This is a genomic window from Methanosarcina subterranea (assembly GCF_055385895.1).
Genome location: NZ_AP042426.1, coordinates 2,829,644 through 2,844,049, shown reverse-complemented (window position 1 = coordinate 2,844,049; position 14,406 = coordinate 2,829,644). Strand labels below are relative to the sequence as shown.

At 45.0% G+C, this 14,406-nt stretch carries 10 protein-coding genes and 1 pseudogene; 2 read left to right on the top strand and 9 right to left on the bottom strand.

Annotation, left to right across the window (positions count from 1 at the left end):
- Window positions 1-144 precede the first annotated feature (144 nt).
- From ACZ5A8_RS12570 to mtbC, 3 genes and pseudogenes are all read right to left on the bottom strand, one after another.
- A complete protein-coding gene (locus ACZ5A8_RS12570; protein ID WP_464529438.1) occupies window positions 145-1,677 on the bottom strand; it encodes an APC family permease in 1,533 nt (510 codons plus the stop codon).
- A gap of 40 nt (window positions 1,678-1,717) precedes the next feature.
- Window positions 1,718-3,121: pseudogene (mtbB, locus tag ACZ5A8_RS12565) on the bottom strand ([dimethylamine--corrinoid protein] Co-methyltransferase).
- A gap of 69 nt (window positions 3,122-3,190) precedes the next feature.
- Window positions 3,191-3,835 (bottom strand): dimethylamine corrinoid protein MtbC, encoded by a 645-nt coding sequence (gene mtbC / locus ACZ5A8_RS12560; RefSeq protein ID WP_464529437.1) that lies wholly within the window; start codon window positions 3,833-3,835, stop codon window positions 3,191-3,193.
- Window positions 3,836-4,275: 440 nt separating this feature from the next.
- Between mtbC and ACZ5A8_RS12555 the strand changes: the two genes are divergently transcribed.
- Window positions 4,276-4,662, top strand: a complete 387-nt coding sequence (locus ACZ5A8_RS12555; RefSeq protein ID WP_464529436.1) for a hypothetical protein — start codon at window positions 4,276-4,278, stop codon at window positions 4,660-4,662.
- Window positions 4,663-4,974: 312 nt separating this feature from the next.
- Here ACZ5A8_RS12555 and ACZ5A8_RS12550 read toward each other — a convergent pair whose 3' ends face one another.
- Window positions 4,975-6,249 (bottom strand): nucleotidyl transferase family protein, encoded by a 1,275-nt coding sequence (locus ACZ5A8_RS12550; protein WP_464529435.1) that lies wholly within the window; start codon window positions 6,247-6,249, stop codon window positions 4,975-4,977.
- Between the two features lie 305 nt (window positions 6,250-6,554).
- On the bottom strand, window positions 6,555-7,103 hold the full coding sequence (locus ACZ5A8_RS12545) for a superoxide dismutase family protein (RefSeq protein ID WP_464529433.1): 549 nt from the start codon (window positions 7,101-7,103) through the stop codon (window positions 6,555-6,557).
- Window positions 7,104-7,771: 668 nt separating this feature from the next.
- Between ACZ5A8_RS12545 and ACZ5A8_RS12540 the strand changes: the two genes are divergently transcribed.
- Window positions 7,772-8,551, top strand: a complete 780-nt coding sequence (locus tag ACZ5A8_RS12540) for an ArsR family transcriptional regulator (protein WP_464529432.1) — start codon at window positions 7,772-7,774, stop codon at window positions 8,549-8,551.
- Window positions 8,552-8,752: 201 nt separating this feature from the next.
- Here the strand turns inward: ACZ5A8_RS12540 and ACZ5A8_RS12535 are convergent, their stop codons facing one another.
- The 4 genes from ACZ5A8_RS12535 to ACZ5A8_RS12520 form a co-directional block, all read right to left on the bottom strand.
- The gene (locus tag ACZ5A8_RS12535; protein WP_464529430.1) at window positions 8,753-9,655 is read right to left on the bottom strand and encodes a hypothetical protein; all 903 of its coding nucleotides are present in this window, start codon (window positions 9,653-9,655) and stop codon (window positions 8,753-8,755) included.
- A 672-nt stretch (window positions 9,656-10,327) separates the two neighbouring features.
- A complete protein-coding gene (locus tag ACZ5A8_RS12530; protein ID WP_464529429.1) occupies window positions 10,328-11,752 on the bottom strand; it encodes a type I restriction enzyme subunit R domain-containing protein in 1,425 nt (474 codons plus the stop codon).
- Window positions 11,685-13,310 (bottom strand): type I restriction endonuclease, encoded by a 1,626-nt coding sequence (locus ACZ5A8_RS12525; RefSeq protein ID WP_464529428.1) that lies wholly within the window; start codon window positions 13,308-13,310, stop codon window positions 11,685-11,687. Before ACZ5A8_RS12525 ends, ACZ5A8_RS12530 begins: the two co-directional genes overlap by 68 nt.
- The gene (locus ACZ5A8_RS12520; RefSeq protein WP_464529426.1) at window positions 13,307-14,281 is read right to left on the bottom strand and encodes a hypothetical protein; all 975 of its coding nucleotides are present in this window, start codon (window positions 14,279-14,281) and stop codon (window positions 13,307-13,309) included. Before ACZ5A8_RS12520 ends, ACZ5A8_RS12525 begins: the two co-directional genes overlap by 4 nt.
- Window positions 14,282-14,406: the final 125 nt, after the last annotated feature.

Genomic DNA, 14,406 nt, shown 5'->3' with positions numbered 1-14,406 from the left:
AAGCCGTGATATTCCTGTTCCAGCTGAACATTTGGTCCCAAACTGTTCTCAGGGTCGTGAACCTCGAGGAAGCAGTTTCGTATTTCTCATTCTGAAGCTTCCGTTTTTATGCAAACTCAGTTTTTTATTGCAGAATTCAGTTATTCATGCAGAAATTTCGGCTAAAACCGTTTCCCTTTCTGCAGCTCTTTTTTCTTTTGATTCGGTTGCTTTCTTTGTTTCTCTCTGGGAGTAGAACCAGAGTGGGACAAAAAGACAGAGCACGAAAAAGCCGACTCCGGTTGTAGCCCAGCCGAGTTCGAGGCTGTTGAGGTATATGATGCCCACAAGAAAGAAGGGGATATTCAAAACCGCAGTTGCCATTGCTATGTTTTTCCAGCCGTTTGGGGCTTTAAAGGGTCTGTCAAGTTTTGAGAGTTCCGGGTCATTTCTAACCTTTACGTAGGTATAGAGGCTTATCCCGTTTGCACAGATATATCCTATTGCAGAGGCTGCCAGGATTGCTGTAGGAGTCCCAAGCAGGATAAGGCCCATATTAAAGAGGGCATCTGCAATCATTGCGTTCATAGGGTGCCCGTGAGAGTTCAATTTGCTCAGGAATACAGGCAGGTTGCCTTCAACTGACATAGAGTATATTGACCGCGCCGAGGAGAGGAAGGCGGTCTGGATGATAAGGAGCATTGCCCCTACAAGCATGATAATTGCAATCGAAGCTCCAAGTGTACCCAGCGTAAGGTTGGCAATAGGAAGCATCGGAGATATGGGTTCGGAAAGTACACCTTCAACTCCCAGGGTGCCAATTACCGAAGTCTGGACAAGCACATAAAGCACAAGGCAGATCCCTCCGCAGACCAGCAGGGCTTTTGGAGTATCGGTATTCGGGCTCTTATATTCAGGCCCGTAGATAGCTGCTGTTTCCCAGGCGCATGCACTCCATTCAGCCATTGCGAAAATCCCGAAGAGAATCAGGATGTGTTTCAGGTCCCAGGTCCAGTCCGTAGGGAACCAGGAGCCTGTGATGTTACTGAAGTGGAAGTCTCCTGTAATAAACGGGGCGATGGTAATAACGATGAGAGGTATCAGGGAAACAACAGCAAGAATGTATCCGGCCCTTGCTCCGTTTTTGAGCCCTTTTGAGTTTATAATAGCAAGAGACCCGAATACCACAGCTCCAACCAGTAAGGAGAGCAGGGTATCCGGAAGGCCGGAAAAAGCAGGGACAAGGCCCTTAAGGTAACTTCCGATAAGGATTGCATAGATTGCAAGCACAGGGCTCCAGCCGAACCAGTAACTCCAGGCACTGAAACCTCCGATGAATTTTCCAAATTTAAATTTCCCTTTGTTGTTTTTGTCGGAATCCGAGCCAAAAACGGTCTGCGTATAGCCCGGAAGGCCCGATGCCTTCGGAAAGACAGTTGCAAGCTCTCCGAAAGCCAGGTTCTGGAAAAAGCCAAGGAAAATGGTCAGGCCCCAGACAGCTATTGAAAAAGCCCAGACATAGCCTGTAAAATAGCCTATGGAAGGCAGGATCAATAAAGGGACGCCAAGGGCAATTGCAAGCCCCTGTTTCCAGTCAATTGTCCTTTCAAGTCCGCTCAGGTCGCAGCTCGCCCTGCTGCACTCTTCTGAATGCTGCCAGTCGATTTGGGTATGAGAAGGATGGGTATTGTTGTCCATAAGAATCACCTTTTTTCAAAAATCTCTTTAAGCACCAGTGTCAGGCAATCTGCTTCCTGAAGGCTTCGCAGGAGTTGATTTTAATACCGAGCAGTTTTTCGATGTTCATTTTTGCAGCAATACCCTTTGCAGCACCTGGCACTGAAGTAATGATACCAATATCTAGCTCTTCACGCAGTTCTCTCATGACATGTTCGTCTGAGAGGTCCATTGTATCGACATTAAGCTTCTTTGCCACGTACTCTTTTGCCTCGCCGATGCGCATGTTTTTTGAGAACTGCATCCTTGCAACAAGGTCACCGGCTGCTCTTATCCCGGTCATACCTGAAGCCATTATGTGGGAAATCGGCATACCCAGCGGGTCGCCGACCCCTATCTATATGCCGTCTACACCTGCAATCTCGACCATCGCCTTGCTTGCCCTTGTAACCGCATCTACCGGAGGGGTTTCAAGCATTGGAATTCCGCCAACACCCATACCCATATTCACGTGGCAGGGAATTGATGACGCTTCAACTGCCGCCTTTATGAATGTGACAGCCCGTGCCAGGTTCCACGGAGAGGTCTTGCTGGTGTTTGTGTTGACAACCGGCCCGAAGACATTTGCCCCTGCCTGTGCTGCAAGAGGCGCCTGTTCATGCGGCCAGAGCCCTGCAAGACGCACTCCGTCGTACTCCAGTTCCCCGTGCATCCCGAGCACCATTTCGCCTGCCATTCCCATTTCAATGTACATGTCCGGAAACTGAGTCCTGAGGATTTCGACCGCACAGAGAGTGCCGTGCATATCAGCATCTCCTGCTGCAGCAGTTGTGTCAAAATTAACCCCGTCAGCTCCCGAGGCAAAGAGCTTCTGCATGAACCAGACTGTATCCCTTGTAAGGTGTTCGGCTGCGTATTCCATGGACTCTCTCGCCTTATCGATCTTGAACATCTTCATGAGGTCTCCGGGGTTTTCAAAAGGTCCATCCGGGGTATAGTAAAGCCCCATGTTAGGCATTGCACCGTAAAAGAGCGGGATAACCATGTTCTGCTGGCAGACTTCCATTGCCTGGCACTCGTTTGCTACAACCGGTTTTACTGGCTTGAAACTGTAGTCAATATGTCCGAGTTCCATTGTGTCTGCACCAAAAGCCCTTTCGTGCATCATGCAGCCGACAAGCCGGCTTGAAGGGATGCCAACTCCGCTGTTGCCCTGGTCCCCATCAAGCCTCAGAGTCCCGATATCGTGAGTTACTGGCACTTCCATGCCCTGTTCCACGCTTATGGCTTTTCCGGGCATCATAAGGATTTCTGCAAGCTTGTCAATTTCATCAGCACTGATGTCAGGGATTTCGCCAAGGTCTGCAGCGTTTCCAGAGCCGGCTTCTATCTCACTGAGGATTTTTTCTTTCGTAAGGAAGATACGTTTCCCGTCTCCCATTCTCAAAGCATATTCAGTTGCCATTTTTAATCCTCCATTAATAAATGAGAGTAACTAAAGTTAGACTGAGATGGTTTTACTGAAATTTAGGGTTCAGAGGAGCAATTCTTTTGCCTTTGCAACGGCTTCACTTGCGTTTTCGGCGTAGCAGTCCGCTCCGATTTTGTCAGCCCAGGCCTGGGTTGCAGGAGCACCGCCTACCATTACTTTGATTCGGCTGCGCAGCCCTTCTTCTTTCAGGAGCTCAATAACCTGTCTCTGTCCGGGAAGCGTTGTAGTCATAAGAGCAGAAAGCCCTATCATATTCGCATTGACTTCTTTTGCCTTCTCAACAAAGTTCTTTATAGGAACATCTCTGCCTATATCGTGGACCTCAAAACCAGCAGATTGGAGCATGGTTGACACAATCGATTTGCCAATATCGTGGACATCGCCTTCGACTGTCCCGTTAACAATGGTCCCGAGCTTCTTTTCCTGAGTGCCTGCAGGCATTCCCTCTTCAAGCAATTTCACACCTGCAGTCATTGCATCGGCTGCCATCATTACATGCGGCAGGAAAAGTTTCCCTCTCTCAAACAAAACTCCTACCTGGTTCATGCCAGCAGAAAGTCCTTTTTCAATTATTTCTTCCGGCGGGATCTCAGCCTTTGCTTTTTCAACCGCTTTGAGCACTTTTTCTTTTTTACATGAGATTACAGAATCGGTAACCTCGTGGAGCAAACCTTCAGTACCTGCCATTTTTTCCTGTCCTTTTTATCTCAATATAACCTGGAATCTTTCTCATATAGGAAAACGGTAAGTTGTTTCCGATTAATAATATTTATAATTTTCTAAAAGTATATAATAAAATTTTAAAAATATAAATATGTAAGTAAAAAGAGAATTAAGTATATTTATTCGTAATTCTATAATTTTCTACAGTTATTATCTGAGTAAAAAGAAAAATGAATGCTGGCTTGACATCCGATACCTAAATTATGGTCCTGGTGGCATATAATGAGGCTCTTAAAAGAATTAGAAAAGCAGCTCGAAACCTTAGAATCTCAATTTGAGACTAAAACTTACCTTATGACTCTCGATGGTGGCCACCATATAAATCTAGTTTTAAATATATAGCACCATTCAATTAAATAGAGGCTATGAAATAAGAGTATTTGTTAGGGAGCTGGAGAATAAAAATGGCAGTAAGCGAAGAAACTAAACTGGCTAACCTGAACAGGTTAAAGGCTGTAATTGAAGAATTTGAAAAAAAACCGAGTTTAGATTTAGTACTTGAGATGAAGGCGCTGTCTACTAAATGGTATCCTGTGACCGATGAGTGGATACTATGGCACTATGAAAAAGATACCCCTAGCTTCCTGAGCGACAGTATAAGGAAAGAACAGACACGGTTTACTATCAGTTTATTGAAAGCTGTAATAGATGAGATTCATTATAAGAAGCTCCATAATTTTTCTTACAAACATTTGGTTAGTCACATAAAATGGATGATAACTGAAAATAGTTTACGTGCTCCTAGGTGTGGAGAACGTGGTTTAATGTGGGATGAAATCAAAGAGGAATGAAAAGTGCCTGTTTATAATAATGAGCTGGTTTCAAAATCCCGACTATTCATGCTTTTGACCCAAAACAATTGTTCTATTTATTACTCTTGATTTTGGTTCTCTACTCCAAAATATTGGTTCAGAGTTATTGGAGGTAGTTTTGAATCAAGCCAGTCTATACAACTTTATTGGCTGCAGGTCTCATTTTGTAAGATCTGCTAAGGAGAGCGGCTCTCTTCAAAAAGAGGAGAATAAATTAAAACAAAAAAATAGTAATAAGTATTTTAACTAGATTATTTATTGAAGCCTGTTATTTCTTTAAAAGCTTAAATTTCATTTGTTATCCAGATTTTCTTTATAATTTTCATTCTTTCTTCTGATTTCTGTAGAAGATATCCCATCATCTTCGTATTCATCTACAGGGATAATTTCGCAGAACTCAAGGGCATCAGGGTTGATGTAAATTTTAATGGATTTCCTGTGAAATACCATGAAGCGTACATTCTTTTCCTTAAAATGCCTTAAAATGGCGGATGTGTCTGCTTCACCATTATAATATTTTGCGTCAAAAATTCTGTTAATGGTATCTGCACCAACTATAAAGGTGCTGTTTGGGAAAAGGGCAGCTTTTTGCAGGAAGAGCGGCGCATTTGTCAGACAAATACTGCCCATGAAGTCTTCGTCTTTGTATCCCCTTAAAGAATCAAGCCTCTGATTCAATGAGATGAAATCTATAGGCGGCTTGTCGACATTCGTCAAAGAAATTTCAAAGTAGACAGGCTTACCAAGTTTTTTCGATGCCTGCTTTGCCATAAAAATATGATTCCTGTGGCAGGGGTCAAAAGAACCAGGGAAAACAAGCCTGATCTTTTCGAGCTCTTCGGACTCTCTGGACTCTCCGGGCTCTCCGGAAGCTTTTGCCCTGTTTAAATTGATTCTTGCCATATCCAGGGTTTCATAAGGACTGTTCTGGCTGCACCTCTGCTGTTTCAGAAGATTCCCGACAGGCCCGGAAGCTAACGCATATTTTTCAACAACTTCTTCCCTTTTCCCTTCACCTGTCACAATCCCATCCAGTAAATCGATTTCAGAAACGCCGCAGTGGCGGGCAAGCACATTGAAGATCAGGAGCGCAGCAATCTTTTCTTCCTCTTCCCTTGTCCTGTCCGCTGTCAGTTCAAGTGTTCTAACTCCGGTTTGACAGGCTGCCTGGATAGCAACATGGATCTCATGTTTCCTGCCTTCCCGCTCGTTTGCTGCCTTAAGCTTGCAGGTCGCTCCGATTCCTATTACTTCCTGGTCTGCAAACCCGTTGCCTTTCGATAGGTTCAGGGCTCGCTGGTAAGCGACCATTGCCATTAATCTCGCAGTTTTTTCCGAACAGTATTTCTCAGGTTTTCTTCCGAGAAACCGGTCCATTGCATCTGTACTGTAAGGTATAACTGCATCCAGTACAGTTGCAGAGCCGCTGCCGTGGCGGAGCAGTTCCCCAATAATTTCTGCCCCACCACCGGTTATTGCCAGAACTGTCCTGCAGGGCGATTCGTGGATCTGGAAAATACGCTCAACAGGCACATTGTTTTTATCTGCAGCCAGTTTGTCTAACATCAATTTGGTGGATACACTTAATGAGATTATAAATATTATTATTCACGTCCAGCCGATGTTCGAAATTTGAGATGTCATATGTGCAAGGTTCAGTATAAAAAGTCGGTACCCAAACAGCGAAGCTGACGGCTTTTTCCGGGTGATTATAGGGGTTAGTAGTTTTGTTTCAAGCACATGGCAAGCAATCCCGGCAATTTCGTGCAGATTAACGGCATGGGGTTAGTCCTGGGAGTTATCTTTTCTCTGTTGTTTGCCAGGTTCACATTCCCACGAAGATTGAAAAAATAGAAGGATTAAGGAAAAACTTATCTTTTCTCAATAACCCCACAGGCAACCCTGTCTCCGCTTGTTCCGGCAGGGTCTGTTATCTGGTCATCAGGACCAGCGTGGATTACAAGTGAAGTACCGTTGTCAGTGAAGAGCGTGGTCGGCCCGGGTGACAGCGTCACAAGGTTGGTGACAACGTCCATATATCCCGTGCCGTCATATCCCACTACAAGGTTGGGCATATCACCGGCATGCGGGCCATTGGGATTTGCGAGACCGTGTTCTTTACCCAGAGGGTTGTAATGCCCGCCGGCAGAAGTGAACGACGGTGCTGTACAGTTTGCATTCTCGTGGATATGGATACCATGCAGGCCCGGTGTCAGGTTGGTAGCTAGAACCTGTATGCGAACCAGGCCAGAGTCGTCCTCGTTAAAGGTAGCAAACCCTACAGTATTGTTTTGTGCGTCCTTTAAGACAGCTACCGCACTGTCTGTGGCATTGTCTGTTGTGTTTTCCTGGGCATAGCCCGCAGTTGAAAACATCAGCACTGCTGCTATGATCGTCAGTAATACCAGTCCAGTTTTCATCAGCTTATTCCCCCTTAAAAACGGTAATTTTGGCGTGAAAGAAATAGACCTGCTAAATCACGGATAATGTAAATAATGACCTCCTATCCTGTAACAGGTCGCTTAGTATGTCCCCTCTCCTCGTTCCAGACATCGGCACAATACTTGCAGCCTTGATAATATGCCGTTTGTATGCCGGTGGTCAGCCATTCGAAGAATGTTGCGTAAACATACGCCTGGACAAATAAAAGCCCAGATAATATAAAAACGCTATTATAAAACTGTAACATATTCAAGGGTCTCAAATTAGATCTTAAAATCCCTGATCTAGTATAAACCACCAATTAATCACACTTCTAAAAACCAATGATGGTTTCGAATATAATACTTACATTCAAACCACTCGAGGTTTACAGCCTCAAAAAACACAGACGTTCAGAGTAAGATCAAACAAAGAATTACTGGAAATTAGCAGTTATTGTCAATCTGTGTAGTTGTTTAATGTGGAATTTTCGCCATATTCTATATATATTATGTGAACATTTTCCCACATAATGCTGAGTTCTACGGAGATTTCCATATTTAAATACCTTAAAGAGCCCAAGAATATATCGGGCCTTGCAGATTTTTTAAGACTGCATCACTCTACCATATCTAAAGCTGTAAGTTCGCTAGAATTCGAAGGCCTCGTGCATAAAGAAAAAAAAGGAAACAAAGTATATTTACGACGCTCTGATTCCCTGCATGCACAATCTCTTGTAGCTATTTTGAGAGAATTTCCTAGACTCCCGTTGAGTAAACTCTTTACTCCTTCATCTCTACATGTTTTTTCCGTATTGAAATCGCCGCGCAGTATCACTGAAGCCTCTGAAATAACGGGTCTCGACAGGTATACAGTTTCTGCGGCAATATCAAGGCTGGCAAGGTATGGAATTGTGATCAAAGAAAACGGCAGGTTTCTCCTGAGCAGCCGTCATGCACTTTTTGAAGACTTTGTTGACAATTATTTTAAGTATAAGACAAACATGAACCTGAGGGCTGTTTCTCAAAACGGAGTATTGATCTGGCGAAGAGGCCCGGAATTTCTGTTCAAGGCAGAAAAACTGAACCCTGGTCTCGAATCGGATCTGGAAAAGAAAGTCCACCTGACGGCTATCAGCATTTTTCCGAAATACGGCCTGGATGTAATAACCGATATGAACTATTACTTCTTCAGCAAAAGAACACCATGTGAAGAAGAGTTCTTAATCCATACAATTTTGATCGACCCCTACAGCCCGATTTACAATTCATATGCTCTTGCTCTTGCACCCCGACTTAGGTCAAAAAATTTCTTGAAGTATGCCGGTTATTACGATATTGAAGCCCATGTCAGGACCCTTCTTGAATATCTTGATAAAAAAGAAAAAAGCAGCGAGTTTGTTCTTCTCTGGAATGAATATCAGGAGCTGCTTGAAAGCCTGGTGTAAATATGGCTACCTTCAGAGGTTTTTTCATTTAACAGATCAGCTAAAGGCTCTATGTTTTTGACAGTAATTTCTATCACATTTCAGACAAAAAGCAAGTAGATTATGCAGCAACCTGTTGCATAATTTTGAGAGCTCCTTCCTGACAGATATATGTTAAAACAGCTTGCCGGTTAAGATTCCCTAAATAGTGTTGAGACTTTTTCAGCGGAGAGAGCGGCAACGAAGGATCTCAATCCCATACATATCCGCCTTTTCTTTTATTTCCCCAAGAGCAGGATACCCCCTGATCTTATCCCCCTTCAGAACAAGCTTCAGATTCTCAACTATATCGTGTTTCACATCCTTCAATTCTTCCTCAAACTTGCAGTAGAACAGTGCAAGGAATATGAGATGCCTGGCAGAAGCCTCTTTTTCTGCAACATAAAGAGCATGCCGGAAAATATCTTCTTTTGTGAACTCTTTTTCCGGTTCTTTGTCCGAATAATAGTAATAGGTAGTTGGCAGAAGGAGTCTGATCCCCTCCTTTTCAAAAACAGAGAACCCTGTTTTTTCTCCGGATTCTCCTCCGTGCTTATTCGAATAGATGACCTCATCCCTATTCCGGTAATATATTACCGAATTATAGGGAACCCGCGGGTCAAGCAGCCTTTCGATATCTCTTATTTCTCTCAGAAGGTCTGCTACCTCACCCCAGATCTTTTCATTGAGTATATATCGCTCACTATCTTTTTTTACCAGGCTTATTTTCAGGGATTTTTTCAGCAAAGCATAGATAGTACTCTTTTTCGCATTCGTGTCTTCGGTTATTTCATCTACTTTTTTTGCTTCAAGCAAGGACATGAGTATTGAAATTCCGGAATCTGCTAAAATAGAGATCAAATTGGGGTAAGAATCAAGAATTAAGGTCAACCTGACCATCAACGTACTTTTTTTCGGGACAATTTCTCCCGATGAAAGGGCTGTAAGATCTTTTTCTTCAAGCTTTTGCACAATTCGATAGATGTGCTTTTCACTTTTATTGAGAGCTTTAGCTACGGTGATTATTGATGTATTGCCCTTTGTAAGTTCTGCGATTATTTGAAGTTCGGTTCTGGAAAAATGCATTAATTCCAATAATATGCGAATAGAATATAAGATTTCGTATTATAGTGGAAAATATAGCTGGACGATAGTTTATTCTATTCTTCCAATTAAAAATCAGTTTGTAAACAATGGTTTTGAATAAACAAGTCAAAAAATAGACAAACTTAATTGTCGTATCAGTGACATGACAATCTTTTCTTCCGGGAATTCATTTGTAAATTGGATTATTTGACAGGTTTTTCTCAACGAGAAGCTTACCAAATAGGTTTCCAATTGTCTCTGCACTGCGGAGACAATTCCCTGCCTGTATTCCGCCCTTTTTCCTTCGAGGTTTTCTTGTCAATTTTTGCCAGCTACTTATAAGCAGGAAGTTTTGTATCCAGGGTAATTGTCTCGCCAGCGGTGAGACTTTTCCATAGGACAGCCCGGTGATGGGGGAGGTTGATTGTGCAGCAGCCTGCTGCACAATTTTGAGAGTTCTGTTCTAGCAACTGAGCAATCTGGAAGTATGTTCAGTTCAATTGTCTACGCAATGCGTAGACAATCTTCTCAACTGAAACTACCGCTGCAAAATGGGTCATACGCTGCAGGTTTCTGAGAGTTTGCTTTTTTACCTGACCCTTCCAGTAGAGCATCGTCATCCTGGCATGTCGGCAGTTTCTATTGCCAAGCCGATCTCGGGAAAGAACCCGGTCATTGCGAATAAGTCAGAGAAAACAAGGTATCGAGCACGGCACGGCGGAAAGATTCGTTGTCGCTAAACTGCTTGAAAAACTCAGTCTCACCGCTCATTCGTGCGATTGCTGCACGTTGAGCAGCTTTGTCGTGCTCAATGCGGGCGTTCTGCCTGTCTGAATTTTTTCGAGCGTTCCGGTAGGCGACGTCTGCCAGCACCGCTGCGGGTAATTCTTCCGTTATCAGGCGGACAACCCGATCGGCATCTGTAAATAGTGTTCCAAATTGGTCGTTGAAACCCCTGAGGATGGTGCTGAGCCTTTCCAGCTCTGGTTCAGGCTTGAATCCACCACCACTTGGAGGTACAGGTTCAATTTCAGCATCCGAATCCGGAAGCTGGATCTTTACCACAGCCTGCTTTTCAACCCGGTAACTGTCCATGTCAATGGCTTCGAGAATGCCCTTTGAGAGGTCTTCTTCTACAGGAGCTGGCAATTTGGGCACCAGGAAATTGAGAAAAATAGAGAGCTTCTCCCACCCGGCATCTGTGTATGGAAGAACAGAAGCGAGGAAGCCGTATGTACGGTTGAAAGCTTTCGCTTTGCCTTTGAAGTCAACCTGCCCATCTTCATCAAGCTGGTCTTTGTATATGGCTACGCAGACATCGAGGATCGGGTCGAGTTTATCCCTGTCAGCTCCACCGAGGTAAATTTCAACCAGCTGTTCTACATCTTCAGGTGCATAGACCTGATAACTGTCAAGGTCGGATTTCAGGTCATGGAGCTTATTGGGGTCGGTTTCATCACTCAGGATTGTGGTACGATAATAATCTGAGAAAGCAGCCTGGATAGTATCGGTATCGTTCATGAAGTCAAGCACAAAAACATCATGCTTCTGCGGGTGAGCCCGGTTCAGCCTTGAGAGTGTCTGCACTGCTTTGATGCCAGCCAGTACCTTATCCACGTACATTGTGTGCAGGAGAGGCTCGTCATAGCCTGTCTGGAATTTGTCGGCACAGATGAGGAACCTGTAGGGATCTTCTTTGATTTTGTCTTCGATCTTACTTGATGGGAAGCCATTGAGCGAGGCTTCGGTAACTTTTACTCCGCCATATTCGTGTTCCCCGGAAAAAGCGACAATCGTCTGATAGGGGCTCTTCCTCTCGATGAGGTAATTGCGAATGGCATGATAGTACTGAATGGCGCGTCCGATCCCGTTTGTAACCACCATTGCACGTGCCTGCCCGCCAACCTTGTTGAGTGCAATCACCTGTTCTTGGAAGTGGTCTACCATGATTTCAGCCTTGAGCTGGATAGCGTAATTGTGGCTTTCGACGTATTTGCGCAGCTTCTTCTTCGCCCGTTTGGTGTCGAACTCAGGGTCTCCTTCCACTGTTTTGATCAATTTGTAGTAACTGTTCACAGGCGTGTAGTAGCTGAGCATCCAGGATGAAATTCTCCTGAATAGCCTGTTTCATGGTGTAGCTGTGGAAAGGCCTGTGCTTAACCTGTCCACCTTCCTGGTAAGGCTCCCCGAAGAGTTCCAGGGTCTTGTTCTTGGGAGTTGCAGTAAATGCAAAGTAGCTGGCAGTGGACAGCATTTTGCGGGCTTTCATATATTTTTCCAGTGCGTCGTTGATGGTGTCTTCGGGATCGGCAAGTGACACGTTCATTGCTGCCATTGTCTTCCCTCCCTGACTGGAATGTGCCTCGTCTATGATAATTGCGAATTTACTCCCGCGGTGCTCTTTCTCGATCTCGGAGAGGATGAATGGGAATTTCTGTACAGTTGAGATGATGATCTTCTTTCCGCTTTCAATGAACCTTCGCAGATCGCCTGAGTTTTCGGCATGCCCGACTGTTGAGTTCACCTGAGCAAATTGTTTTATGGTGTCGCGGATCTGCTTGTCAAGGATGCGACGGTCAGTGATGACGATTATGGAATCGAAAACCTCTTTGTCATCTTTCTTGAGACTGATAAGCTGGTGTGCGAGCCAGGCGATGGAATTGCTTTTCCCGCTTCCAGCCGAGTGCTGGATAAGATAGCAGTTGCCTGCACCGTGTTGCCCGGCATGGGCGAGAAGTTTTCTAACCACGTCGAGCTGGTGGTATCGCGGGAAGATCTGTACAGCTTTCTTCTTTTTTCCGGTCTTATCGTTCTTCTCGTTTTTATCCTCAACCACCTGTGCGTAGTTTTCGAGGATATCAGTGAGCCCTTTCGGCGTGAGGATACGTTTCCAGAGGTAATCGGTCTTGATGCCGTGCGGGTTTGGGGGGTTGCCTGCGCCGTCGTTGTAGCCCTGGTTGAAGGGAAGGAACCAGGAGCTTTTGCCGCTCAGGTGCGTGCAGAATTTCACTTCATGGTCGTCCACAGCAAAGTGGACTATGCACCGCCCAAACTGGAAAAGGAGCTCTTTTGAGTCACGGTCGCGTTTGTACTGCTCTACCGCATCTTCTACTGTCTGTTTTGTGAGGCTGTTTTTGAGCTCAAAGGTAGCTACAGGCAGCCCGTTGATGAAAAGAGCAAGGTCAAGGGCAAGCTTTGTTTCATCCCGGCTGTATCTGAGCTGCCTGGTGACGCTGAAGCGGTTCAGAGCATAACGCTCTTCGGCTTTTGTGTTTCCGGGTGTTGGAGTTCCGTAGAAAAGGTCGAGGTGGTGGGGCCCATGTTTTACGCCGTTTCTCAGCACGTCGATTATTCCGCGTTTTGTGACCTCTCCCTGTAGACGGGCGAGAAACTTCTGCCGCGTGGGGCTGGCGTTTTCAAGGTCAAGGGCTTCTGCAAGGTCGGGCTGCGTTGCGTTCAGGAAAGCAGCCATCTGCACGAGGTCTGCTGCGTATTCGCGGTTATAGTCCTGCCAGCGCCCGAGTATCCAGCCGGTACCTCCGTAAAGTGCACTCGGTTCTCTGCCCATGTCTGTTTGCGCAGGGTCGGGTTTCATTCCTGTCATCGCTTCGACAATGAGGGTTTCGAGGCCCTTTTCGGTGGTATCGGTTGTCATGTTTCCTCCCGACTTTGATTGAAGTCGTCTATCAGTAATTGCACTGCTTCACAGTTTTCAATAGTGATAGTTGACTGGTTATTAAAGTGATGAGCGATAAAACGAAGTCCAGTCTGATCAAATCGGTTATAGAAGTAGCTTGCTGGATATGGCTCATTACGCACTATGATCAAGGGAATGAGTTCTAGACTCTCATCATGACCTGGGTTGTGCAGATATAGACGTTCAGAGATTGCAGCAGTGCGCATTTCCACGATCTGGCTTTCAAGTTGAGGGTTTGATCCCATCATACGCCGAACCCTGAACTGGTAGATTGGCCCTTGAATAATCCGGTTTTCGTGTGGCTCTATAAGCTGGTATTGAAGGAATTTGGTCCCAACAATCTCGCGAAAATCAGCCAGATCTTGTGCTAGGAGATTATGTAAATTCAACGCCTCTGTTGGAGTAACATCACCATCGTGGCCTTTCCAAAGATTACGATACTCATTCACTCGCTTCATAAGGGTAACAAGCTTCTTGGAAGACAGTATCTCCAGTGGTCTGGAATCTGCCGTTGCATAGAGTGTATTAGCGAGAGCTTTATCCTCGGGCTTTCCATTAAGCATTGACCGTAGTTGCTTTGCCAAAGGTTCTACGACTGCTATCCACAATCCAAAACTTGGCGTTTTAAAAGAGAAATCTTGGTGCTCACTTTTAAAACGCTCCCAATGAGCTTGGCTTTTCCTGAATGCACTCAGATGTACTGTTGCGCAAAACTCGGCAAAGGCTTCGAAGAAGCGAAGGAGACGCACATATTTTTCCTTATCATTTAGGTCTATTGCGTGATACGACTGAAGAATCGAAGCAAGTGGGAATGGTAACGAGTCCAGCCATTCTCCAAATCTTTCTTCACGATTTACCTTACTTAGAGCCTCGATCACTTTTGAGACTCGTCGAGGCTTTTCCCAAACTTGAGATTCGATCTCTGCCAATTCACTTCGCAGCCTCTGTATCGATGACAGTGCTTCCATAGCTCTTCGTTGCTCAACCACAGGTGGCAAGTATAGAGTGCTTTCGGAAATGATAGTTTTGCTTATCCGTGGGATGGCTGCTCCCT